The organism is Vogesella sp. XCS3 (genome assembly GCF_020616155.1).
In the GTDB taxonomy this organism is placed as follows: Bacteria; Pseudomonadota; Gammaproteobacteria; order Burkholderiales; family Chromobacteriaceae; genus Vogesella.
The window spans coordinates 1,156,669-1,182,052 of record NZ_CP085530.1 but is presented as its reverse complement, the minus strand read 5'-3'; the positions used below and the strand labels follow the sequence as shown (position 1 = coordinate 1,182,052).

General features: G+C 62.7%; 21 protein-coding genes. 10 read left to right on the top strand and 11 right to left on the bottom strand.

Translation table 11 applies throughout. The annotated features are described in order from the left end of the window. Window positions 1-70 precede the first annotated feature (70 nt). The 3 genes from LCH97_RS05560 to LCH97_RS05550 all read left to right on the top strand — a co-directional run bounded on the left by LCH97_RS05560 (window position 71) and on the right by LCH97_RS05550 (window position 6,117). A complete protein-coding gene (locus LCH97_RS05560; protein WP_227303927.1) occupies window positions 71-1,972 on the top strand; it encodes an ATP-binding protein in 1,902 nt (633 codons plus the stop codon). Beyond that, entirely contained in the window at window positions 1,965-3,293 is a 1,329-nt protein-coding gene (locus LCH97_RS05555) for a sigma-54 dependent transcriptional regulator (RefSeq protein ID WP_227303925.1), read from the top strand. The genes LCH97_RS05560 and LCH97_RS05555 overlap by 8 nt, the downstream gene beginning before the upstream one ends. A gap of 904 nt (window positions 3,294-4,197) precedes the next feature. Next, window positions 4,198-6,117 (top strand): bifunctional diguanylate cyclase/phosphodiesterase, encoded by a 1,920-nt coding sequence (locus LCH97_RS05550; protein WP_227303923.1) that lies wholly within the window; start codon window positions 4,198-4,200, stop codon window positions 6,115-6,117. Here the strand turns inward: LCH97_RS05550 and LCH97_RS05545 are convergent. The 5 genes from LCH97_RS05545 to ptsP form a co-directional block, all read right to left on the bottom strand. Next, window positions 6,095-6,619, bottom strand: a complete 525-nt coding sequence (locus tag LCH97_RS05545) for a hypothetical protein (RefSeq protein ID WP_227303921.1) — start codon at window positions 6,617-6,619, stop codon at window positions 6,095-6,097. The genes LCH97_RS05550 and LCH97_RS05545 overlap by 23 nt on opposite strands. Window positions 6,620-6,973: 354 nt before the next feature. After that, complete coding sequence (locus tag LCH97_RS05540) at window positions 6,974-7,498, bottom strand: replication/maintenance protein RepL (RefSeq protein WP_227303918.1); 525 nt, start codon at window positions 7,496-7,498, stop codon at window positions 6,974-6,976. A 192-nt stretch (window positions 7,499-7,690) separates the two neighbouring features. After that, on the bottom strand, window positions 7,691-9,406 hold the full coding sequence (locus LCH97_RS05535) for a PTS fructose transporter subunit IIC (protein ID WP_227303916.1): 1,716 nt from the start codon (window positions 9,404-9,406) through the stop codon (window positions 7,691-7,693). A gap of 73 nt (window positions 9,407-9,479) precedes the next feature. Further along, window positions 9,480-10,454, bottom strand: coding sequence for a 1-phosphofructokinase (gene pfkB, locus LCH97_RS05530; RefSeq protein ID WP_227303914.1), 975 nt, complete (start codon window positions 10,452-10,454; stop codon window positions 9,480-9,482). Next, complete coding sequence (gene ptsP, locus LCH97_RS05525) at window positions 10,451-12,952, bottom strand: phosphoenolpyruvate--protein phosphotransferase (protein WP_227303912.1); 2,502 nt, start codon at window positions 12,950-12,952, stop codon at window positions 10,451-10,453. Before ptsP ends, pfkB begins: the two co-directional genes overlap by 4 nt. A 160-nt stretch (window positions 12,953-13,112) precedes the next feature. Between ptsP and LCH97_RS05520 the strand changes: the two genes are divergently transcribed. Further along, window positions 13,113-14,093 carry a LacI family DNA-binding transcriptional regulator gene (locus LCH97_RS05520; protein WP_227303910.1) on the top strand — a complete coding sequence of 327 codons (981 nt, stop codon included), beginning with the start codon at window positions 13,113-13,115 and terminating at the stop codon, window positions 14,091-14,093. 84 nt (window positions 14,094-14,177) lie between these two features. On the opposite strand, the gene LCH97_RS05515 is transcribed toward LCH97_RS05520, so the two are convergent. The 3 genes from LCH97_RS05515 to LCH97_RS05505 are packed head-to-tail and all read right to left on the bottom strand — an operon-like array spanning window position 14,178 to window position 17,317. Then, window positions 14,178-14,828 (bottom strand): TetR/AcrR family transcriptional regulator, encoded by a 651-nt coding sequence (locus tag LCH97_RS05515; protein ID WP_227303908.1) that lies wholly within the window; start codon window positions 14,826-14,828, stop codon window positions 14,178-14,180. Window positions 14,829-14,831: 3 nt separating this feature from the next. Then, window positions 14,832-15,707, bottom strand: coding sequence for a mechanosensitive ion channel domain-containing protein (locus tag LCH97_RS05510; protein WP_227303907.1), 876 nt, complete (start codon window positions 15,705-15,707; stop codon window positions 14,832-14,834). Further along, window positions 15,707-17,317: a peptide chain release factor 3 gene (locus LCH97_RS05505; protein ID WP_017509397.1), complete on the bottom strand. Its 1,611-nt coding sequence runs from the start codon at window positions 17,315-17,317 to the stop codon at window positions 15,707-15,709. Before LCH97_RS05505 ends, LCH97_RS05510 begins: the two co-directional genes overlap by 1 nt. A gap of 167 nt (window positions 17,318-17,484) precedes the next feature. Between LCH97_RS05505 and LCH97_RS05500 the strand changes: the two genes are divergently transcribed. The 6 genes from LCH97_RS05500 (at window position 17,485) to LCH97_RS05475 (ending at window position 21,931) form a co-directional block, all read left to right on the top strand. Then, window positions 17,485-18,096, top strand: coding sequence for a riboflavin synthase subunit alpha (locus LCH97_RS05500; protein ID WP_227303905.1), 612 nt, complete (start codon window positions 17,485-17,487; stop codon window positions 18,094-18,096). Window positions 18,097-18,203: 107 nt separating this feature from the next. Further along, a complete protein-coding gene (ribBA, locus tag LCH97_RS05495; protein WP_227303903.1) occupies window positions 18,204-19,319 on the top strand; it encodes a bifunctional 3,4-dihydroxy-2-butanone-4-phosphate synthase/GTP cyclohydrolase II in 1,116 nt (371 codons plus the stop codon). Window positions 19,320-19,364: 45 nt separating this feature from the next. Beyond that, entirely contained in the window at window positions 19,365-19,832 is a 468-nt protein-coding gene (gene ribH, locus LCH97_RS05490; RefSeq protein ID WP_017509400.1) for a 6,7-dimethyl-8-ribityllumazine synthase, read from the top strand. A 38-nt stretch (window positions 19,833-19,870) separates the two neighbouring features. Further along, a complete protein-coding gene (gene nusB / locus LCH97_RS05485) occupies window positions 19,871-20,320 on the top strand; it encodes a transcription antitermination factor NusB (RefSeq protein WP_017509401.1) in 450 nt (149 codons plus the stop codon). 188 nt (window positions 20,321-20,508) lie between these two features. After that, entirely contained in the window at window positions 20,509-21,450 is a 942-nt protein-coding gene (thiL, locus tag LCH97_RS05480; protein WP_227303901.1) for a thiamine-phosphate kinase, read from the top strand. Further along, window positions 21,434-21,931 (top strand): phosphatidylglycerophosphatase A, encoded by a 498-nt coding sequence (locus LCH97_RS05475; protein WP_227303900.1) that lies wholly within the window; start codon window positions 21,434-21,436, stop codon window positions 21,929-21,931. Before thiL ends, LCH97_RS05475 begins: the two co-directional genes overlap by 17 nt. A 150-nt stretch (window positions 21,932-22,081) precedes the next feature. Here LCH97_RS05475 and LCH97_RS05470 read toward each other — a convergent pair whose 3' ends face one another. The 3 genes from LCH97_RS05470 to LCH97_RS05460 form a co-directional block, all read right to left on the bottom strand. Further along, window positions 22,082-23,404, bottom strand: a complete 1,323-nt coding sequence (locus LCH97_RS05470; RefSeq protein WP_017509774.1) for a DEAD/DEAH box helicase — start codon at window positions 23,402-23,404, stop codon at window positions 22,082-22,084. Between the two features lie 299 nt (window positions 23,405-23,703). Beyond that, window positions 23,704-24,477: a hydroxypyruvate isomerase family protein gene (locus tag LCH97_RS05465; RefSeq protein ID WP_227303898.1), complete on the bottom strand. Its 774-nt coding sequence runs from the start codon at window positions 24,475-24,477 to the stop codon at window positions 23,704-23,706. A 3-nt stretch (window positions 24,478-24,480) separates the two neighbouring features. Continuing rightward, window positions 24,481-25,359, bottom strand: a complete 879-nt coding sequence (locus LCH97_RS05460) for an NAD(P)-dependent oxidoreductase (RefSeq protein WP_227303896.1) — start codon at window positions 25,357-25,359, stop codon at window positions 24,481-24,483. Window positions 25,360-25,384 lie beyond the last annotated feature (25 nt).

The window sequence follows — 25,384 nt, the reverse complement described above, 5'->3', positions numbered from 1 at the left end:
CTTCTCCCTTCCTTACTGCGCGATCTGGCCGCTGGCTGCAGGGTGTGATAGAACGCTTGGATCTCTGCACATGTTCCGGCTACTTCTCGACATGATTACCTCCCGAATACGCAAACCGCTGGTGTGGGTCAGCGTGCTGCTGCTATTGGTGCTGCTGTTCAGCCTGATGACGTACCGCATTTCCTTTCGTGCCGGTACCGAAGCCTTGCGCGAAAGCGGTAACCGCCAGCTGGAGCTGCACGCGCGCGGGGTAGAAAGCGAGATCGAGCGCTATATCTGGCTACCGCGGCTATTGGGCCTGCATACGGCAACGCGCCAGCTGCTGCAACAGGACAACCCGGGCATCCGTACCGAGGTCGATAACTTTTCCACGCTGCGGCGCGAGGTTAACGAGTACCTGGACGGCATGAGCACGCGCAGCGGCACGCTGGCGCTGTTTGTGCTGGATGGCAGCGGGCGGGTGCTGGCTGCCAGCAACTGGCGGCGCAACGATAGCTCGGTGGGCGAAGACATGTCGCAGCGGCCCTATTTTGTCGAGGCCATGGCGGGGGGGCAGGGCCAGTTTTATGGCCTGGACAGCCTGTCCGGCGAGCCCGGCTACTACTTGTCCAGCCCCTTGCGCATCGGTGACCGCATTATCGGTGTGGCGGTGGCCAAGGTGCGGCTAAGCCAGCTGGAGCAGGGCTGGCGCAAGGCCAATTCCAACGCGCTGGTTACCGACGAAAACGGCGTGGTAATCCTGTCTACCAACCCTGACTGGTACCTGCGTGCGCTGCACCCCATCAGCGCCGAGCGGCGCGAGCAGCTGGCGCGCAGCCTGCAATACCACTGGTCGCCGCTACCCATCCTGAGCCTGGCAGAGCGCGTGACGCTGTCGCCGGGCGTCGAGCAGTGGGGCGTGGGCGATGCGGCCAACCCGCTGCGTGTGCACCGCTACCTGATGCAATCGCGTACGCTCAACGACACGCGCTGGCAGCTCACCATGCTCAGCCCGCTGAACGACGTGCGTAGCGCGGCGCTGACGCATGCCATGCTGTCGGCGGCTATCGTGGCGTTTCTTACCTTGCTGATCATTGCCATGAACGAGCGGCGCAAGGCGCTGGCTACCAAGCTGGCCGCGCGCGAGGCGCTGGAAGAAGCCAACAGCGAGCTGGAACGTCGGATTACCGAACGCACCGCCGATCTGAAAGCCAGTAACGACCGGCTGCGCGCCGAAATCCGCGAACGCGAGCTGGCCGAGCAAAGCCTGCGCAAAACCCAGAACGAGCTGATCCAGGCCGGTAAACTGGCGGTCATCGGCCAGATGTCCACCAGCATTGCCCACGAGCTGAACCAGCCGCTGGCGGCGCTGCGTACCCTGTCGGGCAATACCGTCAAGTTCCTGCAGCGCGGCGCGCACGATGTCGCTGCGGCCAACCTGCAGACCATCGGCGAGCTGGTAGAGCGTATGGGCAAGATCACCGCCTCGCTGCGCTCCTTTGCGCGCCGTTCCGAGCACGCGGGCGGGCGCGCCAGGTTGGCCGCAGGCGTAGACGCCGCGCTGTTTTTGCTGCACCCGCGCCTGAGCCGCGAGCCGGTCACCGTGATCAACCAGCTGCAAGATGTAGAGCTGGCGATTGACCAGACGCGGCTGGAGCAGATTCTGGTAAACCTGCTGGCCAACGCCATGGATGCGCTACAGGGCCGTTCCGAGCCCACCATCGTTTTGCGCGGCCGCCAGGAAGGCAGCAGCTACGCGCTGGCGGTTAGCGATAACGGTTGCGGCTTGCCGCAGCACGTCATGCAGCATTTGTTCGAACCGTTTTTTACCACCAAGCCGGCAGACCGTGGCCTGGGCCTGGGCCTGACACTGTCGGCCAGCCTGGCAGCGGCGGCCGACGGCGCGCTCAAGGCCGGCGCGTCGGCCAGCGGTGGTGCCGAATTCACCCTTACCTTGCCCCTGTACGCAGGGGAGGACGCTCACCATGCATGATGATCTGACCGTATTGTTTGTCGAGGACGACCCGCACGTATTGCTGGGCTGTCAGCAGGCACTGCTGCTGGAAGATATCCCGGTAGTCGGCTGCGCCAGTGCCGAGCTGGCATTGCAGAAAATCGAAGCGGGCATGGTGCCCGGCATTGTCATCAGCGATATCCGCCTGCCCGGCATGGACGGGCTCACGCTAATGGACCGGCTGTTGCAGGCCGACCGCCAGCTGCCGGTGGTGCTGATTACCGGCCACGGTGACGTCGCCATGGCGGTGCAGGCCATGAAAGACGGTGCTTACGACTTTGTGGAAAAGCCTTTCTCGCCGGAAAAGCTGGTAGACGTGGCGCGCCGCGCGCTGGCACAGCGCCGCCTCACACTGGAGGTGGCCAGCCTGCGCCGCCAGCTCGATGGCCGCCAGTCGCTGGAGCAGCGCATCATCGGCCGCTCCGACGGTATTCGCCGCCTGCGCGAGCTGCTGCTGAACGTGGCCGACACCTCGGCCAACGTGCTGATCAATGGCGAAACCGGTACCGGTAAAGAGCTGGTGGCCAGTTGCCTGCACGATTTCAGCCGCCGCAAAGACCACCAGTACGTGGCCATCAATTGTGGCGGCCTGCCGGAAAACCTGTTCGAAAGCGAAATCTTCGGCCACGAGGCCAATGCCTTTACCGGTGCCGGCAAGCGCCGTATCGGCAAGATAGAGCACGCCAACAAGGGCACGCTGTTTCTGGACGAAGTCGAGTCCATGCCCATCAACCTGCAGATCAAACTGCTGCGTGTGTTGCAAGAGCACAAGCTGGAGCGCCTGGGTAGCAACCAGTCGGTGGCGGTGGATTGCCGCCTGATTGCCGCCACCAAGGACGACTTAGACGAGTTGTCGCAGCAGGGCAAGTTCCGCTCCGATTTTTACTACCGCCTGAATGTGGTCACGCTGGAGCTGCCACCGCTGCGCGAGCGGCGCGAGGATATCCCGCTGCTGTTCGACTGCTTCTTGCAGCAAGCTGCCTTGCGCTTCGACCGCGAACCCAGCGGGCTGGATCGCAAAACCCAGAGCCAGCTGATGGCGCACGACTGGCCAGGAAATGTGCGCGAGCTGCGTAACGTGGCCGAGCGCTTTGCCCTGGGCTTGCCGGTATTCAAGGGCAGTGGCGGCGAAAGCGTGAATCATAGCCTGTCCGACGCCGTGGAAGCCTACGAGAAAAGCCTGATCGTAGAAGCGTTACGCCGCCATGGCGGCAATATGACCCAGGCCAGCGCGGCACTGGGTACCCCGAAAACCACGCTGTTCGACAAGGTAAAGAAATACGGTTTGCAGAGCAGCTAATCCGGGCGCATAACCGTTTTCTGGACATCGCCGTGTTATTGGACGGGCGCGCTGTTTTATCGGACAGTCTTGTTTTTGAGTTGCTTTTTCATCGTGCAGATTCGGGCCAGGCATGAGCGCCCAATTTGGGTTGTGTTTGCATGCCTGTGCCGTGTGGCCACGTCACAATTGACCCATCCGATTCAGCATTGATGGGTAGTAGATGAAGGTCTCTCAGCACATATTGCGAACGTTATTGGCAGTGCTTTTCCCGGTAGTCCTGGCGCTGCTTTGGCTGGTATACAGTGGCTGGAAAGCGCAGCACGAAGCGGTAGAGCAGCAGCTTGATTCTCTTGCTTTGCAGCAGCAACAGCTGCTTGATGCCCAGTTGTTGCAGGGGCGCCGCGTAGCGGCAGCACTAGCAGAAACGGACTGGGCACGTTCGCTGGACGACGCTCGTTGTCCGGTCGGGGCGATGCAGCAGTTTTTGCTGGCTGCCAATGGCTTCAGCAATATGGTTACGCTAAAAGCCAGCGGGCAAGTCGTATGTTCTACAACGCCTGTAGAGGGCGTGGTTCATATGGGTGCGCATCATTTGCCCGAACTGAAAGATTTGCTGGCCAGGCAATCAATAGCGGTAAGCGAGCCTATGCTGACGCCTGTTTCTCGGCGCCGCGTAGTGGTGGTGTCACATCCTTTGCGTGATGCCGCGGGCACGCTGCAAGGTCAGGTTGTTCTGGCGCTGGACTTGCAGCACCTGGTCAAGCCAGCCACCCCCGCCTGGTTGCCACCCAGTGTGTCCTGGCGTGTGCACAGTGCTGGTGGCCAGTTATTGCAAGCATCGGCTTTGCCTGGCGGGCGTGAAGAAGACCAGCTGCTGGTGTCGCGTGATCTGGTGAATGCGCCCTGGCGTGTGGAGGTGACCATGCCGCACGCTACCGTACACCAGTTTTTACAGCAGCAAAGTTTGCCATTGACGCTGAGCATGCTTGCCGCCGTGGTGCTTGCTGTGGCCTGTGGCTGGCTTTTTGTGCGCTACCTGTTGCGTAGCATCCATCAGCTGACCGATTTCGTGCTCAGGGTAAGAAAAGGCGAGGCAAGCTTGCGTACCGAGCCGGTCGGGCCGCAGGAGCTGGTGCTGCTGGGGCAGGAAATCAACCGCATGCTAGACGCGGCCGATTATTCAGAGTCGCGCTACCGCCTGCTTTTTGCTGCCTCTGCCGATGGTGTGCTGGTTGTCAGCCCCCAGATGCAAATTCTGGCTGTCAATGAGCAGGGGGCCAATATGTTTGGCTACAGTGTTGAGGAGCTGACTGGTCAGGCGGTAGATGTGTTGATTCCGCAAGCCTTGCGTGCCGCTCACCGCCATGTAACGGCTAATTATGTGGCGTCGCCTGTCGGGCGCAGCATGGGGCTGCGGCCCACTTTGCGCGGGGTGAAAAAAGACGGCACCGAGGTGTTGCTGCAAATTACCCTTAGCCCGCTTCCTGCAGGTGGCATTGCCGCAATAGTGCGCGACGTGAGTGAGCGCCATCAAATGCAGGCACGCATGCAGTGGCTGGCTCAGTATGATTCCATGACCAATCTGCCCAACCGCCTACTGCTGGCGGATCGTCTGGAGCAAGCCTTACGTCGTGCGCAGTTCAGCCAGCAGCCATTGGCACTGGTGCTTGTTGGGCTGGATCATTTCAAGATAATCAACGAAGCCTGGGGGCATAGCAGTGGTGACCGGGTGTTGTCACAATTCGGCCGCCGCTTGCTCGATAGCCTGGGTGATGGCTGGACCGTGGCCCGCGTGGGGGGCGATGAGTTCGCCATCGTGGTAGAAGATGGTGCTGAGCCGCATCAATTGCCCGGTGTGCTGGAGAAGCTGCGTCAGGCCCTGCTGGCACCGCTGGAGGCGGCAGGTGGGAATCGTCTGGTGGTAGGGGGATCCATGGGGGTGGCACTGTTTCCTGATGATGCCGATGATGCCAGTGAGCTCATGAAGGCGGCTGACATCGCCTTGGAACAAGCCAAAATGCGTCAACGGGGCGGGGTGCGCTTCTACAGCGAGCAGCATGCACCACGCTACCGGCAAGAGCTTGAGCTGGAGGCCCGTTTGCGCCAGGCCATTGCAGCTGACGAGCTACTGCCTTTCTTTCAGCCAATTGTTGATATTGCTACTGGCCAGATTGTCTGCGTCGAGGCGTTGGTACGCTGGCCGTCCGATAGCGGCATGATGTCACCCTCGGTCTTTTTGCCGGTTGCCGAGGCCGCCGGCTTACTCCCGGGGCTTGAGCAGCAGGTAAGGCGCAAGGCGCTGGCGGCGCTACGTGGCTGGCACGCGCAAGGGTTGTCTCTGCAATTATCCTTGAACGTTTCAGCGGCAGAGTTTGATAGCCCGCAGTTTGTCGGTGACCTGGCGGCATTGGTACAAGAGGCTGGTTTGTCACCATCCGTCCTGGTGCTGGAAATCACCGAAGGTGCAGTGCTGGGTAATCAGGATGCTGCCCAGGCGCGGATGCACCAGCTTCAAGCGGCTGGCTACCGCATAGCCATCGATGACTTTGGTACCGGTTATTCCAGCCTGTCGTATTTGCACAGTTATCCATTTGACCGGCTCAAGCTGGATCGCTCATTTGTAGCGCGTTTGACCCATGATGAACGTGCCTGCAAGGTGACCGCTGCCATTATTGCGATGGCGCAAGAGCTATCACTGATGGTGATTGCCGAAGGGGTAGAGGAGGCTGAAGAGCTGACACTGCTGCACAATATGGGGTGTGGCCTGGTGCAAGGTTTTTACCTGCACCGGCCAATGCCGGCGCAGGCCTTGGGTGAGCTTATGTGCCAGCCGTTATCGTAGTGCTTCGTAGCCTGTCGAGTTTCGCGGCCGTTTGTGTAATCAGGCTAGCTTGAGCCAGTAGGATCTGGTGATAGCTGGCCTGTTTTTCGTGGTTTACCAGCAAGCCGCCATTATCCAGGCGAGTGACCCAGCCCGATTCGATCATTTGCAGGATTTTCCGGCGGACAGTTTCCCGAGGATAGCCGGTTGCCTCCGACAGCGAGTGGATATTGGAAAATGCGTAGGCTTCTGCCGCCATTGTGGGCAGAGCTTGCGCAACCGGATGGCGGCTGCTGATTTCACTGAGCAAGTACGCCTTGATCAAATCGCCATCAAACAGTCTCGTTTGCATACGGATTTGGGTGGTATACAGATGATTGACTTGGGCAACCCTGCACGCTGTATTGAGCGCGTGGGTATCTGCTTGTTGAAAAGCGGTCATGCAGTACTCGGGTATGTTGTCTTGTAGCAGGCAGGTGGGGTAAGTGCATTTGCTGACTTGTGGCCAGATTTTTTTATTCATGATTTAAGCATCCTCAGGCGCCACCATGGCGGACCTGTCTGTTTGCTAGTGTAGCGCGCTGCGAGTGGTTGCTTGGTTGTGCTTGTGCTTCTTTTTTGCCGTATTTCACTTATTCATTTCAAATAAATAAAAATAAATAGCCATAAATACCAATTATTTTGTCAAATTGGCAATGTGTATTTTCAATATGCTATTGAGTGGTTTGCTGTGCCCCATTCTTGGCGTTTGCGTTCTGTGAATGCATTTGCATGGGTGTCGCAGCCCGGTTGGCACAATTGGTTCACGTAGTGTTGCCTGTAGATTTGGCTAGAAGCTTGGCTGGTAGGTGTTGTGTTGCCTGTATCGTGATGTGGGCTAGCGTTTGTCGCTTACGCCTGCAGTTTGAAGTATGCGCAGTTTGTTTGCCGTGATCGCTACCAGCCGGGCTTGCTCAAGCAGCAGCTTGTGGTATTCGGGCTGACGCGTCGGGTTTAGCAACAGGCCGCCATTTGTTAGCCGGGTTACCCAGCCGCTTGCAATTAGCTGCAGTATCTTGCGGCGCACCGTTTCGCGTGGGTAGCTGGTGGCTTCGGCCAGCGAATGGATATTGGAAAACGCGTAGCCTTCGGCTGCCAGACCATGACGAGCTTGTGCTACCGGGTGGCGGCTACTGATTTCGCTTAGCAGGTAGGCTTTCACCAGGTCACCATCAAATAAGGCTACCTGGCAGCGTGTCTGTTCGGTTTGCAGATGGCTGACCAGCGCAGCCAGGCAAGCCGCTTTGTCGATGCCCGCTCCCGGTTGGCGAAACTGTTGCAGGCAAGGGGCGGGAATATGTTCCTGCTGCAGACAGGCGGGGTAGCTACAGATACTGGCTATCGGCCAGGAGCTCTTGTTCATATTGACCACAAGTTAGTACGCCAAGGGCGCTGCAATGTAAAGATGCCAGCATCCTAGCATTTGGTGGCGCGAGCGCACTTTAACCTTGATCAGACAAGCGCTGGGTGCTGTGTAACAGGCAAAAAAAGACCAGCCGGGTCCAGTGGCTGGTCGCAAAATCCTGGCAGATCCAGGGAGAGAAAACGTCTGGGCCTAGTTGGCCGGCTTTTTCACCAGGCCAAGTGCCACGGCGGTCAGCACGGTACCTGCTACCAGCGCGACCAGGTACATACCCAAATTGGTCACGGCATTGGGGATAGGCAGCACGAACACACCACCATGCGGCACGCGCAGCTCGCAACCAGCGGCCATCGAGATGGCACCGGCCAGCGCCGAGCCTGCCACCAGCGCCGGGATCACACGCAGCGGGTCTTTGGCGGCAAACGGGATGGCACCTTCGGTAATGAAGGAGATGCCCAGCACGCCGGCAGCCTTGGCACCTTCGCGCTCGTCGGCGCTAAAGCGGTTCTTGAACAGCAGCGCAGCTAGCGCAATGCCCAGCGGCGGGGTCATGCCGGCGGCCATCACGGCGGCCATCGGTGCGTACACCTGGCTGGCCAGGAGGCCGGTGGCGAAGGTGTAGGCGGCTTTGTTGATCGGGCCGCCCATATCGAAGGCCATCATGCCGCCCAGGATCATGCCCAGTGCCAGTGCGCTGGAGCCTTGCAGGCCTTTGAGCCAGTCGGTGACTACGCCCAGTGCCGCCGCTACCGGTTGCCCCAGCACGTAGTACATCAGCAAGCCGACGATGGTGGTGCCCAGCAGCGGCAGGATCAGTACCGGTTTCAGGCCGTCAAAGTTGCGACCCAGCTGGATTTTCTCGTTCAGGTATTTCACCGCGTAACCGGCAATGAAGCCCGCCACGATGCCACCCAGAAAACCGGAGCCGATGGAGCCTGCAATCATGCCGCCGGCCATGCCGGGGGCAATGCCGGGGCGGTCGGCGATGGAGTAGGCGATGTAGCCGGCCAGTACCGGCACCATCAGCGCAAACGAGGCCTTGGCGCCGATATTGAACAGCGTCCAGCCCAGCGTGCCCTTGAAGGCGTCTTCGTACACATAGATGCCGCCCAGCGCAAAGCCCAGCGCAATCAGCAGGCCGCCGGTGACCACGAATGGCAGCATGAAGGACACGCCGGTCATCAGGTGTTTGTAGGCGGCGCTACGCTCGCTGTTTTTGCTGTCAGGGTTGGCGGCCGCCGCCTGCGGCTGGGCGTCGCCACCGGCTGCCTGGTGCGGGCGGGCGTCGGACTGCGCGCGTTTTACCAGGGCGATACCGTCGTTGATGGCAGCCTTGGTGCCGCTGCTGTACAGGCGCTTGCCGGTGAAACGGTCCAGGTTCACCTGGGTATCGGCAGCGATGATCACCAGGTCTGCGGCGGCGATGTCCGCTGCGCTCAGGGTGTTTTGCGAGCCGACCGAGCCCTGGGTTTCTACCTTGATGTCGTGGCCCAGGTTGGCCGCAGCCTGGCTCAGGCCCTCGGCTGCCATAAAGGTATGGGCAATGCCGGTGGGGCAAGAGGTGATGGCCACGATGCGCAGCTTGCTACCGCTAGCTACGGTGGAAGCCGTGCCCAGTGCGGCGGCAATCACGCCGCCGGCATTGGCCAGCACAGCGTCCAGGTTGGCCGCATGGCTGGCGCGGCCATGCAGGCGGCCGGTATCGGCATCGCCTTCGGCAATCACGATAACCGCATCGGCAGCGGCCAGCTGGGCTTCGTCCAGGCGGCCCTGCACGCTTTGTGCGTGGCGGATTTCGATAGCGATCTGGTGGCCGGCTTGCTGCGCGGCCTTGCGCAGGGCCTCGGCGGCCAGCTGCCCCTGAGCCAGCCGCTGCGGGCAGGCAATGATGGCCAGTACGTTTGACATGGTGAATCTCCTCTATGTGCCGCTGTGCGGGCTTTTCTGGTCGTGCATCCGGTGCCGCTGCGCGGCGCTGTTGTTATGGGGTCAGGGGTTTTACCTGAATGCGCGCCCGCAGACGCGCCACTTCGCTGGTGTCGGGCAGGTGCGGGCCGATGTGCGCCAGCTTGGCGGCGGCAAAGGCCATGCCCAGGCGTAGCACTTCCGGCCACGCCGGTGTCTGGCCAGGGGCGGTAGCGTGCAGGGCAGCCACGAGCCCGGCCACCAGCGCATCGCCGGCACCTACCGTGCTTTTCAGGCTATCCAGCTGCAGCGGTTCGGCCAGCCAGCAGCCCTGATCGCAGCACAGCAGCGCGCCGGCGCTGCCCAGCGACACCACGACCACGGCGATACCGCGTTGCTGCAGCTGGCGGGCGGCGGCTGTGGTAGCGGCCAGGTCGGGTAGCGGCTGGCCCAGGTATTGTTCCAGCTCGTGCTGGTTGGGCTTGATCAGCCACGGCAGCGCGTCCGGCGGCAGAGCCAGCGCCTGTTGCAGCGCCGGGCCGCTGGTATCCAGCACCACGCGCGCGCCCAGCTGGCGCAGCTGGCGGGCGTACTGCGCCCAGCAGCCGTCGTCTACGCCGGCAGGCAGGCTGCCGGCCAGTACGGCCAGGCTGTTCTGTTCGATGTGCTCATCCAGCAGCAGCTGCAGCTTGGCTAGCGCACCGGTGCTGGGCTGGATGCCCGGCAGATTGATGTCGGTGGTGTCCAGCGAGCTGGCGTCCACCAGCTTGATATTGGTGCGCGTGCTGCCGCCCACGCGGATAAAGGCGTCGCGGATGCCCTTGTCGGCAAACAGGTCTTCGAACGGCGTGGTGTTGTCGCGGCCCAGCAGGCCGCTGGCCACTACCGGTATGCCCCAGTCGGCCAGGCAGCTGGCCACGTTCACGCCCTTGCCACCGGCGTTGACGTGTACCTCGCTGGCCAGGTTGACTGCGCCGGTGCGCAGCAGCGGCACGGTGACGGTCTGGTCCAGCGCCGGGTTCAGCGTCAGGGTGATGACGGGCTGGCTCATGCCTGTGCTCCCTGCAGCGCGCGCACTTCGGCGGCGCTGTCGCAACCCAGCGCGGCCTGGGCCAGCGCTTGCAGGGCGGCCAGGTCGGCGGCGCGGATGCTGGCTTTGGCGGCCGGGATGTCACGCGGGCTCATCGACAGCTCGGACACGCCCAAGCCGGTGAGGATAGCGGCGCCCAGCGGGTCGCCAGCCATGCCGCCGCACACGCCTACCCAGCGGCCGTGGGCGCGGGCGCCGGCCACGGTTTGCGCGATCAGGCGCAGCACCGCCGGGTGCAGGCTGTCGGCTTCGGCGGCCAGCTCCGGGTGCTGACGGTCGATGGCCAGTACGTACTGGGTGAGGTCGTTGGTGCCGACCGAGAAGAAGTCCACGTGTTCGGCCAGGCGGTCGGCCATGGTGGCGGCGGCCGGCACTTCCACCATGATGCCCAGCGGCACCACCGGCGCGTTCAGTTCGGCGCGTACCTGCTCGCACTGGGCGCGCAGCAGTTTTACTTCGGCCAGTGTGCTCACCATCGGGAACATGATGGACAGCGGGCCGTGGGCGGCGGCGCGGTACAGCGCGCGCAGTTGCGGCAGCATCAGGTCCGGACGGCGCAGCAGCAGGCGTACGCCGCGCACGCCGAGGAAGGGGTTTTCTTCGTGCGGCAGGTTCAGGTAGGGCACTTGTTTGTCGCCGCCGATATCCAGCGTGCGGATCACCAGCGGGCGGCCTTCCAGTGCAGCCAGCATGGCGCGGTAGGTCTGGTATTGCTCTTCCTCGTCCGGCGCGCTGTCGCGCTCCAGGAACAGGAACTCGGTGCGCATCAGGCCCACGCCTTCGGCGCCGGCTTGCAGCGCGGCGGCGACTTGTTCCGGACGGTTGACGTTGGCCGCTACTTCTACCTGCTGGCCGTCGCGGGTGCGTGCCGGTTGCTGGGCTTCGCGGGTGGCTTGCAGCAGCTTGTCGCGCTGGGCCTGCTGCCACTGGCGGGCGCTGGCCAGGTCGTCATCGCTGGCGTTCAGGTACACGGTGCCGCTGTCGCCGTCCACGATCAGCGTGGTGCCGTCCTGGATGTCCAGCACGGCATTGCCGGCCGCTACCACCGCCGGCAGGTCCAGCGTGCGGGCCAGGATGGCGGTGTGCGAGGTGGGGCCGCCCTGGGCGGTAATCAGCGCCAGCGTCTGCTTGGGGTTTAGCGTGGCGGTGTCGGACGGCGCCAGGTCGGCGGCGATCAGTACTTCGTTATCCCGCTGCGCACCTTTGCCGGCGTCCAGCGCCAGGTCCGGTGCCAGTTTGGCCAGTACGCGGCGGCCAGCGTCGCGCAGGTCGGCGGCGCGGGCGGCCAGCAGCGGGTTGCCCAGCGCGGCCAGGCGGTCTGCCATGCGTTGTACCGCTTCGTGCCAGGCCCAGGCCACGCCGTGGCCTTCTACCATCAGCTGGCAGGTCAGGGTGATGAGGTCGGTATCGGACAGCAGCTCGGCCTGGGCCAGGAAGATGCCGCCTTCGGTTTTACCCAGGCGGCGGGTGGTGTCGTCGGCCAGGGCTTGCAGCTCGCTGCGGGTGGTGGTGAGGGCGGTTTCCAGCAGGTCACCGTCGTAACCCAGCGTGGCAGGCACGTCCGGCACCTCGATCTGTTGCGCTTTCAGCACACGGGCCTGACCGATGACCAGGCCGGGGCTGGCGCTGATGCCGCGTAGCGCCAGCAATTTGCTGACCGGCTGCCACTGCTGGCGGCTGGCCTTGGCGGCAGCTTTGGCCGCGGCCTGGGCGTCGGCCACTTCTTGCGTGGTGAGCTGGTTGGCGATGGCCAGCATGGCCTGTAGCGCGGCCTCGGCGTCCGGGCCGTCGGTAGACAGCTGCAGCGTGTGGCCGTGCTCGGCGCCCAGTTGCAGCAGGCTGATCATGTTCTTGGCGTCGGCCACTTCATTGCCGTTGCGTACCTGTACGGTGGCGGCAAAGCGGCGTGCTTGCTCGCTCCAGGCGCGTGCCGGGCGGGCGTGCAGGCCGTTGGGGTAGTTCAGCTGCCAGCTGGCGCTGTGGGCCAGGTCGGTGGCCGGTGCGGCAGGCGCTGCCGGTGCCGCGGCGCTATCGTCCAGCGCGGCGATCAGGTCTTGCGGGTTGCGGGTGCTAAACAGCTGCGCCAGGCGGCTTTCGTCCTGCAGCAGGCGGGTAAGGCGGCGCAGCAGGGCGATGTGTTCATCGGACTGGGCGGCAATGGCAATGACCAGGTGCACGCGCTGGCCCGGGTTCCATTCCACGCCTTCCGGTACCTGCAGGATGGCAATGCCGGTTTCGCGGATCAGGTGGCGGTCTTCGATCATGCCGTGCGGAATGGCAACGCCGTGGCCAAGAAAAGTGTTGGCAACGGTTTCGCGGCGCAGCAGGCTGTCGATATAGGCTGGGTCGATACGGCCAGCCTTGGCCAGCAATTGGCCTGCAGCCTTGATTGCACTGGTTTTTTCCTGCGCCTGAGCGCCAAGTTGAACCAGCTCTGCGCGGATGATCTGAGTGGACATGGGGTGCTGTCTCCGGAATATTTGTGTGTTGCTGTGTGGTGCAATTGAAATCGATCCCAATTTTTGTGTCAATATTTGTGTCAGCTTTGGTGGTACCATTTCACCACAACGTTGCGCCAGCCCAAGGTTGGCCGCATGAAATCGATTCCGGAGCATGCAAGTGGCAAAGATCAAGGATGTGGCAGAAGCGGCGGGGGTGTCTCCGTCCACCGTTTCGCGGGTGCTGTGTAATGGCCCGGTCAGCGACAAGGTACGCAAGCGCGTGGAAGAAGCCATGCGGCAGCTGGATTACCGCCCCAACCTGGCGGCGCGGCGCCTGCGTTCGCAACACACCGACACCATCGGCCTGATTGTGTCGGACATCCGTAACCCGTTCTTTACCGCCGTCAGCCGCGCGGTGGAAGACGAGGCCTACCGCAACGGCATGCGGGTGATTCTGTGCAATACCGACGAAAACCCGGACAAAGAAGCCATGTACCTGCGCCTGATGCAGGAAGAGCGCGTCACCGGCGTGATCTTTGCCCCCACGCGCCAGACCGTGGCCAACCTGGACCCGGCGGCGCTGGGTTTTCCGGTGGTAATGATCGACCGTGCCAGCCGTGATGTGACCACCGATGCGGTGGTGCTGGACAACCGCCGCGCTGCCGCCGCGCTGGTGGAGCACCTGCTGGCGCAGGGCTACCGCGACATTGCCGGTGTGTTCGGCAATACCAGCAGCACCGGCATGGAGCGCCACGCCGGCTTTGCCGAGGCCATGCAGCAAGCCGGCCTGCCGGCGCCGGCGCAGTTTGTGGCGCCCAGTGTGGAAGCGGCCGAGCAGGCGGTGCGAGCCATGTTGGCCGCGCCACAGCGCCCGCGGGCTCTGGTGGTGAGTAATGGCGTGCTGATGCTGGGCGCGGTACGGGCGCTGAAGTCAGCCGGCCTGCACTGGCCGCAGGATGTGGCGCTGGCCGGCTTTGACAACGATGTGTGGACCGAGCTGCTGGGCGATGGCCTCACCGTGATCGAACAGCCGGTAGGCGAAATCGGCCGCGCGGCCATGGCCATGCTGCTGGAGCGGCTGGACGATGCCGGGCGCAGCCCGCGTATCGTGGTGCTGCAAGGCAAGCTGCTGGCACGCGGCAGCAGCGCACCGGCTTGATGCGCCAGCCTTGAAAAACCACACCCCGCGCTGCATGGGCAGGCGGGGTGTTTTGCATGGTAGCCAGCGGCGGGTGGCGGGTGTTCAGTCTGCTGTCAGGTGGCGGGCAAGCAGTTGCTGGAAGGCGGGCAGGAAGTTGTCCTGCACATAAGGCTTCAGCAAGGCCAGTACCTGGCGTACGCCGCGATGGCTGGACGCTTCGTTGATGGGCGCTTTCGGGCGCGCGGTTTGCTCGAAGGCGAACCAGAACTTCACCACCAGCCAGATGTTGACCGATACCGGCTCGATGTCTTCCAGATCCATCTTGAGCAGGCCCAGGCGGATGAACTCGCGGAAGTGGCCTTCCAGAATGGTTTGCAGCTCGCCATTCACAAACTGGTGGTAGTCGGCCTGCAGCTGCGGGTTGCGCGCCATCAGGCCGGGCAGGTCGTAGAACATGAAGCGGAACTGCCACATGGCCTCGAACGCGGTTTCCAGGTAGTTCACCAGGTCGGTGACGTCCATCTGGCGGTCTGCCGGCACGGCCAGGCGTTCGCTGATAAAGCGCCGGTAGCTCAGGAAAATCTGGTGCACGATCTCTTCCTTGTTGCGGAAGTGATAGTACAGGTTGCCCGGGCTGATCCCCAGATGCGCCGCGATATGGTTGGTGGTGATATTGCGTTCACCGTGCTCGTTGAACAGCTTCAGGCTGTCTTGCACGATACGGTCGTAGGTTTTGATCCGGGTCTTGGGCATGGTTTAGTCTGCGTCGGCAATATTGTTGTTATCGGTTTCCGGGAAGCAGGCAAACATGAAGCGGCGCAGGATGGCTTGCTCGGCGCGCTGGCGTTCGCGCTGCGGTACGGCGATGCGCACTATCAGGCGGTATTCTTTTTCCGATGCGGGCTGCAGGGCAATGCGGGGTTCCACCGATGGTGTATCCATCATCAGTTTGTGTTCCAGCATGGCCATGTGGTGGCGCGCGTCAGCCAGCCAGGGCGCGCATACATCGCTGGCAATGTCCTGCAGCTGGCGCTCGGCCGTGGCCGGTGCAATACGGTAGGGCAGCGGGATGGTGATGATGTGCATCACGTATTCGCCGGTAAAGTTCTCGCGCACCACAGGGTGGGTCAGCAGCAGGCTGTTGGGGAAGCTCACCGACTTGCCGGTGAGCTGGTGCGAGTCGTGGCGCGGGCCGATCTCGATAATGGTGGTGCTAAGCATGGTGATGTCCTGCACCCGCCCGCGCATGTTTTGCAGCTCGATGATGTCGCCCAGCTCGTAGCTGTTGGAGATGGAGCGCACCAGGCCGCCGCCCAGGCACATCAGCAGCTCTTTGGTGGCCACCACCAGTGCGGCGGCAAAGGCCACCATGGATAGCGCGATGGTTTGCAGCTCGCGCGCCCAGATAATCACGAAGCCCGCCAGGCCGATGACGATCATGGCATTACGCACATTGATCGCCCAGCGCCGGCGGGTGTCTACCGGCACCTGCGGGTTGGCCGCAATGGCGCGCACGATGCTGGCGTGTACCAGCAGCAATACCAGCACCAGTACGGCGGAACGCAGCAGGTCGGCGCCGTAATCGTGCAGGATGGGTGCGAGCCAGGCGGGCATGGGCAGGGTGACCGGCATCAGTCGTTCAGTTTGACAGCGTGCTCACGGGTTTCGTGGAACACGATGTCCGGCCAGCGTTCCTGTGTCAGTGCCAGGTTCACGCGGTTCGGCGCCAGGTAGGCCAGGTTGCCGCCGGCGTCGGTGGCAATGTTCATGGTCAGCGCGTTGCCGAATTCTTCCAGCTTCTTGCGATCGTTGCAGCTGAACCAGCGCGCTGACCAGATGCTGCACGACTCGAACACCGCGTCCACGCCGTATTCGGCGGCCAGGCGGCTGGCGACCACTTCAAACTGCAGCACGCCCACGGCGCCCAGAATCAGGTCGCCGCCGTTGTGCGGCTTGAATACCTGTACCGCGCCTTCCTCACCCAGCTGTTGCAGGCCTTTTTGCAGCTGCTTGAGCTTGAGCGGGTTCTTGATGCGCACACTGCGGAACATTTCCGGCGCAAAGAACGGGATGCCGGTAAAGGTCAGCTCTTCGCCTTCGGAGAAGCTGTCGCCGATCTGGATATTGCCGTGGTTGGGGATGCCGATGATGTCGCCGGCAAAGGCTTCTTCCACGATTTCGCGGTCATGCGACATGAAGGTCACCACCGACGAGGCGGCGATGTCACGGTTCAGGCGCAGGTGCTTCATCTTCATGCCGCGCTCGAAACGGCCGGAGCACACGCGCAGGAAGGCGATACGGTCACGGTGTTTCGGGTCCATATTGGCCTGGATCTTGAACACAAAGCCGGAGAACTTGCCTTCGGTCGGCGCCACGTCGCGCACGGTGGCGTCGCGCAGCTGCGGGGCCGGCGCCCAGTTGATCAGTGCGTCAAGGATCTCGCGGATGCCGAAGTTGTTGATGGCCGAGCCAAAGAACACCGGGGTCAGCTCGCCGGCCAGAAATTCTTCCAGGTTCCACTCGTTGGAGGCGCCTTGTACCAGCTCGATCTCCATACGCAGCTGTTCCATTTCCAGCGGGAACAGCTCGTCCAGGCGCGGGTTGTCGATGCCCTTGATGACCTCGATATCGGTAATCAGCTTTTCGCTGCCGGCTTCAAACAGGATGACTTCGTCAGACAGCAGGCTGTACACGCCGCGGAACGCCTTGCCCATACCGATAGGCCAGGTGATGGGCGCGCAGCGGATCTTCAGCACGTTTTCCACCTCGTCCAGCAGCTCCAGGCTATCGCGCACTTCACGGTCGTACTTGTTCATGAAGGTCACGATAGGGGTGTTGCGCAGGCGGCAGACGTTCAGCAGCTTGATGGTTTGCTCTTCCACGCCCTTGGCCGCGTCGATCACCATCAGTGCGCTATCCACGGCGGTCAGTACGCGGTAGGTATCTTCCGAGAAGTCCTGGTGGCCCGGGGTGTCCAGCAGGTTTACCGTGTGGTCGCGGTAGTCGAACTGCATCACCGACGAGGCCACCGAAATGCCGCGCTGTTTCTCGATTTCCATCCAGTCGGAAGTGGCAAACTTGCCGCCCTTCTTGCCCTTTACCGTGCCTGCCATCTGGATGGCGCCCGAAAACAGCAGCAGCTTTTCGGTAAGCGTGGTTTTACCGGCGTCAGGGTGGGAGATGATGGCGAAGGTGCGGCGCTGCGCAACTTCTTCGGCAATACGGGTCAGTTCGGCGGACATGGATGCTCGTCTGGTAAAGATTCGGAAAAACAGGCGATTGTACTGCATTCTGGCCGTTTCATAGAAGCCGCAGCGGGCAGTGCGGCCAACCTTTTGCCGCGTATCGCCTCGTATTTGCAGTGCAACACGGTACAATCGTGTTTTCGGATGTTTGCGGAGCCAGCAGAATGTTTACCGGTATCGTGCAGGGCATGGCCACCGTGGTGGCGGTGGAAGAAAAAAACCAGTTTCGTACCCACAAGGTACGCCTGCCGGCGGCGCTGCTGCCGGGCCTGCAGATCGGTGCCTCGGTGGCGCACAACGGCTGCTGCCTCACCGTGACCGCCATCGAAGGCGACGTGGTGAGTTTTGACCTGATCGCCGAAACGCTGCGCCTGACCAACCTGGGCTGCCTGCAAGCCGGCGACGCGGTCAACGTGGAGCGCGCGGCGCGCTTTGGCGACGATATCGGCGGCCACAGCATGTCCGGCCACATCATCAGCACCGCTACCGTCAGCGACATTATCAGCAGCCCGGACAACCGCACGCTGTGGTTTGCGCTGCCGCGCGAGCTGATGAAGTACGTGCTGATCAAGGGCTATATCGGTGTAGACGGCTGCAGTCTGACCATTGGCGATGTGCGTGACGACGGCTTCTGCGTGAACCTGATCCCGGAAACGCTGCAGCGCACGCTGCTGGGCGTGCGCCAGGTGGGCGACGTGGTGAATATCGAGATCGACCCGCAAACCCAGGCCATAGTCGACACCGTAGAGCGCGTGTTGGCCGCACGCGGCGCTTGATTGCCGGCCGGGTAGCCCCATCTATACATGAATTACTCCTGCATGGCGCGCGACGCCATGCTCCATAGCAGCCAGGCGCGCCGCAGGCGTGCGGGAAGGACGACACAATGAGCATTGCCCCTATCCAGGAAATCATTGCCGACATCAAGGCCGGCAAAATGGTGGTGTTGATGGACGCGGAAGACCGCGAAAACGAAGGCGACCTGGTGATGGCCGCCGAGCACGTTACCCCGGAAGCCATCAACTTCATGGCCAAGTACGGCCGCGGCCTGATTTGTCTTACCCTCACCGAAGAGCGCTGCAAGCAGCTGAATCTGCCGATGATGGCCACCAATAACGGCACCAGCTTTGGCACCAACTTTACCGTGTCCATCGAGGCGGCCGAGGGTGTGACCACCGGCATTTCCGCCGCCGACCGCGCCCACACCACGTTGGTGGCGGTGGCGCGCGACGCCCGCCCCACCGACATCGTGCAGCCTGGCCACGTGTTCCCGCTGAAAGCGCAAAAGGGCGGCGTGCTGGTGCGTGCCGGCCATACCGAAGCCGGCTGCGACCTGTCGCGCCTGGCCGGGCTGGAGCCGGCCTCGGTGATCTGCGAGATCATGAACGACGACGGCACCATGGCGCGCCTGCCGGAGCTGCTGGAGTTTGCCCGCGAGCACAATCTGAAGGTGGGCACCATTGCCGACCTCATCCACTACCGCAGCCGTACCGAGTGCTTTGTCGAGCAGGTGGGGCAGCGCCTGGCCGAAACGCCGTTTGGTGCCTTCCAGTTGCATGTGTTCCAGGACGTACTGACCCGCGCTACCCACCTGGCGCTGGTATGCGGCCAACCCCGCGCCGACAAGGAAACGCTGGTGCGCGTGCACGAGCCGCTCTCGGTGATGGACCTGCTGGACCCGCTGTCCGGCAAGCACAGCTGGACCATCCCGAACGCGCTGGAAGAAATCAGCGAGCGCGGCTGCGGCGTGGTGATCCTGCTGCATCGCCCCGAATCCGGCGCCGACATCCTGGGGCGCGCGCTGCCCGAGCAGGCGGAAAAAGGCCCGCGCCAGCGCTGGGACAGCAAGACCTTCGGCATTGGCGCGCAAATGCTGCGCGCGCTGGGCGTGGGCAAAATGAAGCTGATGGCGTCGCCGGTCAGCCTGCCATCCATGACCGGTTTCGGGCTGGAGGTCACCGGCTTTGCGCAACCTGAACACGTGCACGTGGATTTGGATTAAAATACGCCCCTTTCTAGATTTGGCTGTCGCCGCGAGGAGAACCGCATGCTGGACCAAGTAAACCGTATTACCCCTGATCTTTCCGGCAAAGGTCTGAAGATTGGCGTGGTAATGTGCCGCTTTAACGAGCTGGTTTGTCATGGTCTGCGTGATGCCTGCCTGGCCGAGCTGCAAGCACTGGGCGTGGCGCCCGCCGACGTGACCCTGGCCACCGTGCCGGGCGCGCTGGAAGCCCCGCTGGTGCTGCAGACCATGGCCAAGACAGGCCGCTTTGATGCGCTGATTGCGCTGGGCGCGGTCATCCGCGGCGAGACCTATCACTTTGAGCTGGTGTCCAACGAGTCCGGCGCGGGTATCACCCGCGTGGGTCTGGACGCCGGCATCCCGATTGCCAACGCCATTCTCACCACCGAAAACGACGAGCAGGCCGAAGTCCGCATGTCGGTAAAAGGCCGTGAAGCCGCCCAGGTGGCTGTAGAAATGGTCAATCTGCACAAGACCCTGCGCGGCTAAGCTGCCGCGCCTGCTCTTTAGATACAAGGAAAGCTGTAATGAAAACCGCCCGCCGCCGCGCCCGTGAGTATGCCGTACAGGGTATTTACGAGTGGCAGCTGAATGCCGACCGCCCGGCATCGCTGATTGAAAAGCACCTGCGCGAAAACGACTACTTCGTGAAGGCTGACGAAGCCCTGTTCCGCGAAATCCTGTTTGGCGTGCTGCGCGATGCTGCCGACCTGTCCAAATACCTGGTGCCTTACTACGAGCGTGACGCCGCCGAAGTAAGCCCGGTAGAGCGTGCCATCATGCTGATGGCGGCTTTCGAGCTGATTTCGCACCCGCAAACCCCGTGCCCGGTCATCATCAACGAAGCTATCGAAATCGCCAAAACCTTTGGCGGCACCGACGGCCACAAATTCGTTAACGGCGTACTGGACAAGCTGGCTGCCGACGTGCGCGCCGACGAAGTCAAAGCGATCCGTAGCCGCCGCCAGGCAGACTGATATTGCTGCAGCCTGCAGGCTGTACTGCCAGAGCCCGGTCTTGCCGGGCTTTTTTATTGTTGGTGTGTTTGCCGGATGGGCTTTTGTTCCCCGGATGCGCCTGCGGCTTATCCGGGCGGCCGGATGGCGGGGCGGGTGTTCAAAGGTTGGCCGCAGACAGGTTTGTGGCCGAATGTGATGGTAACGGGATGACCGAATTCGATCTGATACGGCGGCACTTTACCCGTGCGGCACCCAATGCGGTGCTGGGCGTGGGGGACGATGCCGCCATTGTGCGGCCAACCACGGGTTGTGACTTGCACGTCTCTACCGACATGCTGGTAGAGGGGCGCCATTTTTTTACCGATGTTTGCCCAGAGGCGCTGGGGCATAAGGCGCTGGCGGTGAATCTGTCCGATATGGCTGCCATGGGCGCCACCCCGCGCTGGGTGACGCTGGCGCTGGCCTTGCCGCGGCTGGACGAGGCCTGGGCGGCGGCGTTTGCGCGCGGCTTTTTTGCCCTGGCCGCCGAGCATGGTGTGAGTGTGGTGGGTGGTGATACCACGCGTGGCCCATTAACGCTGTCGGTGACCATCTTTGGCGAAACGCCGCACGGCCAGGCGCTGCGCCGTGACGCCGCGCAAGTCGGCGACGATATCTGGGTGTCCGGCCAACTAGGTTTGGCCGCCGCAGCCTTGCAGCAGCGGCTGTCCGCTAGCGGCGAGGTGCTGCCTGCCGATTGTCTGCGCAAGCTGGAGCGCCCGCAGCCGCGCGTGGCGCTGGGTCGCGCCTTGCTGGGCGTGGCGCACGCCGCGCTGGATGTGTCCGACGGCTTTGCGGCGGACTTGTCGCACATTCTGGCGCGCTCCGGTGTAGGGGCGCAGGTGTGGGTGGACGCCTTGCCCACGCACCCGCAGCTGGCGGCCGAGCGTAGCCGCTGGCTGCCGGCTATTGCGGCTGGTGGTGACGATTACGAGTTGTGCTTTACTGCCGCGCCGGCGCAGGCTGCTACGGTGCAGGCCGCTGCTGCGCAGGCTGGTGTGGTGGTGCACAAGGTTGGCCGCATCGTAGCGGATGAGGGTTTGCACCTGCTGGCTGCGGATGGGCAGGTGGTAGCACTGGAAAGGTTGGGGTATGACCACTTTGCCTAAGCCGGATGTGCGCTTTTTGCTGCGCCACCCGGCACATTTTCTGGCGCTGGGCTTTGGTAGCGGGCTGATTACGCCGGCGCCGGGTACCTGGGGCAGTATCGCGGCCTTGCCGCTGGCGGCGGGTCTGCATCTGGCTGGTGCGCAGGGTGTGATGCTGGCCTGGCTGGCGTTGCCGCTGTTTGTGCTGGGGGTGTGGGTGTGCGGCGTGACGGGTCGTGCGCTGGGGGTGGCCGATAGCGGCCATATCGTGTGGGACGAAATCGTGGCCATGCTGCTGGTGCTGGCGGCGGTGCCCGCGACGCCCGTGGCGTGGTTGGCCGCACTGCTGGTGTTTCGCGTGTTTGACATCGTCAAGCCATGGCCGATACGCTGGCTGGATGCCCGTGTGCACGGCGGTTTTGGCGTGATGCTGGATGACGTTGTGGCAGCGCTGTTCGCCGTGCTGGTGCTATGGTCGGTGTTGCCGTATCTGCCAGCCTGATTGTCGCCATGGCTGCCTATGGTGGCGCTGATATGACTAGCCACCCCGGCTCTACTGTGGGTGGCTTTGTTTTGCCTGGCGTTTGCAGTGTATGAACAAATGAAAAAACCCAGCACCAGGCTGGGTTTTTTCTTTGCTGCTACCGCAAGCTTATTCGCTGCGTGGGCGACGGTCGCCGCTGCCACCTTGGCGTGGGCCGCTGCTGCTGCGGTTGCGGTCGCCGTAGCCACCGCGGTTGCCGCCGTAGCCGCCACCTGGTTTACGGTCACCGTAGCCACCGCCGTTGCTGCGACGCGGGCCACCTTTGCCGGCCGGGCGGCCTTTTGGTGGGCGACGGGTCGGCTCCAGGCCCTGGATGACAGCTTCGGTCAGCTGGCGCTTCAGGTACTGCTCGATACGACGCACGCGGTGGAACTCGCGCGATTCGGCGATGGTGATCGCTACGCCGCTACGGCCGGCACGGCCGGTACGGCCAATACGGTGTACGTAATCTTCGGCCTGTTTTGGCAGGTCGTAGTTCACTACCAGGCCAATGCCCGGTACGTCGATACCGCGAGCGGCCACGTCGGTAGCCACCAGGATCTTGATGCGGCCACGACGCAGGTCGTTCAGGGTGCGGTTACGCCAGCTTTGCGGCATGTCGCCGTGCAGGCAAGCAGCGCTGTAGCCCATGTCGGACAGCTTGTCGGCGATTTCTTCGGAGCCGATTTTGGTCGCGGTAAACACGACGGCCTGGTCAAAGTTGGCTTCTTTCAGGATCGCATCCAGCAGGCGCTGTTTGTGATTGTTGTCATCTGCGTACAGCAGGTGCTCTTCGATATTGCCGCTTTCCTCTTTGCGCTCGATCTCGATGCGCTGCGGGTCGCGGGTCATGCGCTCTGCCATTTTGCCTACGATACCGTCCAGGGTAGCGGAGAACAGCAGGGTCTGGCGTTCGCTAGGGGTGGCGGCCACGATGGTTTCGATGTCTTCGATGAAGCCCATGTCCAGCATGCGGTCGGCTTCGTCCAGAATCAGCATTTCCAGGCGCGAGAAATCGATACGGCCGGAGCGCATGTGGTCCATCAGGCGGCCAGGGGTGGCCACGATGATGTCAACCGGGCGCGACAGGGCGCGGGTCTGGAAGCCGAACGATGCGCCACCCACCAGGGTAACGGTACGCAGCCAGCGCAGCTCTTCGCCGTAAACCAGGGCGTTCTTTTCTACCTGCTGAGCCAGCTCGCGGGTAGGGGTCAGTACCAGAACGCGCGGGCCGTTGCCGGCGCCTTTGGAGCGCTCGCTGACGCGGGTCAGTGCTGGCAGCAGGAAGGCAGCGGTCTTGCCGCTACCGGTTTGTGCCGAAACAAGCAGGTCGCGACCAGCGATGGCGGCAGGCACGGCTTCGCCTTGTACTGGGGTCGGCGTGTCGTAGCCGGCTTTTTCCAGTGCTTTGGCAATAGCGGGGGCCAGCCCCAGGTCGGAGAACTTCTGCATGGTGAATCCTTTCAGTCCGGCGTGATGCGCCGGTTGTGAGCCCGCTCGGGGTTACAGGTCATCGAACCAACCTGACAAGCGGCGAACAGCAGTCCTGAAAGGACGAGGCGGAAACGAAGCCAAATAGGGTCAGATGCGATGAAATCGTAGAGGCCAGCGGCGCGGGTGTTACCGCCAGCAATTTCGAGAAGGGCGCATTCTAATGAAAATAATTCGATTGTGCAAGGCTTTTTAAAGTACAGGCTATGCAAGTGACTGATTTTTAAAAAGCCATCCGAATTGTATGCAAAAAAAAGCCATTAGCAGCGCGCTAGCCAGCCCAAGGTGTCTGCACTTGTTGCTGTTGGCCGATATTCAGCGCCCAGCCAGCCGGTATAGCCATTTTTTTCAATAAAATCAAAATAATCAGGCAGGGGGAGGGTGCCGCTGCCGGGTTCGCCACGGCCCGGGTAGTCGGCAAACTGGATATGCGCGGTTTGCGGCAGATGGCGCGCCAGCAGGGCCGGAATATCCAGATTCATGCGTGCGGCGTGGTAAATATCGATTTGCAGCCCGATGCCAGCTTGCGGTATGTCTGCCAGCAGCTGGGCGACTTCGTCTGGTGTGCGCAGTAAAAAGCCGGGCATATCCAGGTCGTTGATGGCTTCGCAGCACAGGTGCAGGCCGTGCGGGGCAAAGAAATCGGCGGCCAGTTGCAGGTTGGCCGCCAGTGTGGCCAGGCAGGCCTGGCGGCTATGCCCTGCGGCCAACCTGCCGGGCAGGATATTCAGCAGCGGTACACCCAGGGTCTGCGCGTAGTGCAGGGCCTGCGGCAGCGCGGCGGCAAAGTCGTCGCGGCGGTCGGGGTGGCTGGCCAGGCCCGGGCCGCCGCTCATCAGGTCGCCTGCGGGAACATTGATCAGAATCACCGGCGTGCCGGCCGCACTGGCTGCGCTGGCCAGCACGTCGGCTGGGTGGTCGTAGGGGAACTGGATCTCTACCGCACCAAAGCCGGCCGCAGCGGCTTGGGCAAAGCGCTGTGGCAGCGGGTATTCGGTAAACAGTAGCGACAGGTTGGCCGCAAAGCGTGGCATGGTTTACTCCTGTGGCAGGTAGTGCAGCAGCAGGCTGCTAAGGTCGTGCTGGTCGTGGCCGGCCTGGCAGTGGGCGTGCAGCAGCGCTTGCGCCTGGCTGGCCATGGGCAGCGGGCGCTGCGTGGCATGCCCCAGTGCGGTGGCGTTGTTCAGGTCTTTCAGTAGCGTGGCGGCTTTCCACTGTACCGGTGCAAACTGGCGGGCGGCCATGCGCGGGGCCAGGATCTGGAACGGCAGCGAGTCGGCAAAGCCGCCGGCCAGTGCCGGAGCCAGCAGACTGGCATCGACTCCCGCCGCTTCGGCCAGCTGCACGGTTTCGGCAATCAGGGCGGCAGTGCTGGCAACGATCAGCTGATTGCACACTTTGGTGACCTGCCCGGCGCCCACGTCGCCCATACGGGTGACGCGCTGGCTCAGGTGCGCCAGCAGCGGGCGCAAGGTGTCGATGTCGCTGGCATCGCCGCCGGCCATGATCACCAGCTGGCCGCTGTCGGCGCCTTTGACGCCGCCGGAAACCGGCGCGTCCACCCAGCGCATGCCGCAGCGTGCGGCCAACCTTTGGGCAAACTGGCGGGTGGCATCGGGTGCGATGCTGGAAAAGTCCACCAGCAGCTGCCCGGCATGGCCGTGCTCGGCAATGCCGCCTGCGCCAAACACCACACTGTCTACTGCGGCGGTGTCCGATACGCACAGCATGATGATGTCGCAGCGCGCTACCAGCGCAGCAATGCTGGGCGCCACGCTGGCACCGGCAGCCTGCAATGCAGCCGTTTTGTCCGTGCTGCGGTTCCATATGTGTAGCGGTACACCGGCGCCGAGCAGGCGTTGGCACATGGGTTGGCCCATCAGGCCCAGGCCGATGAATCCTGTTTGTGGTGACATGTTTCCCCCTTGGCTAGCTTGCCGT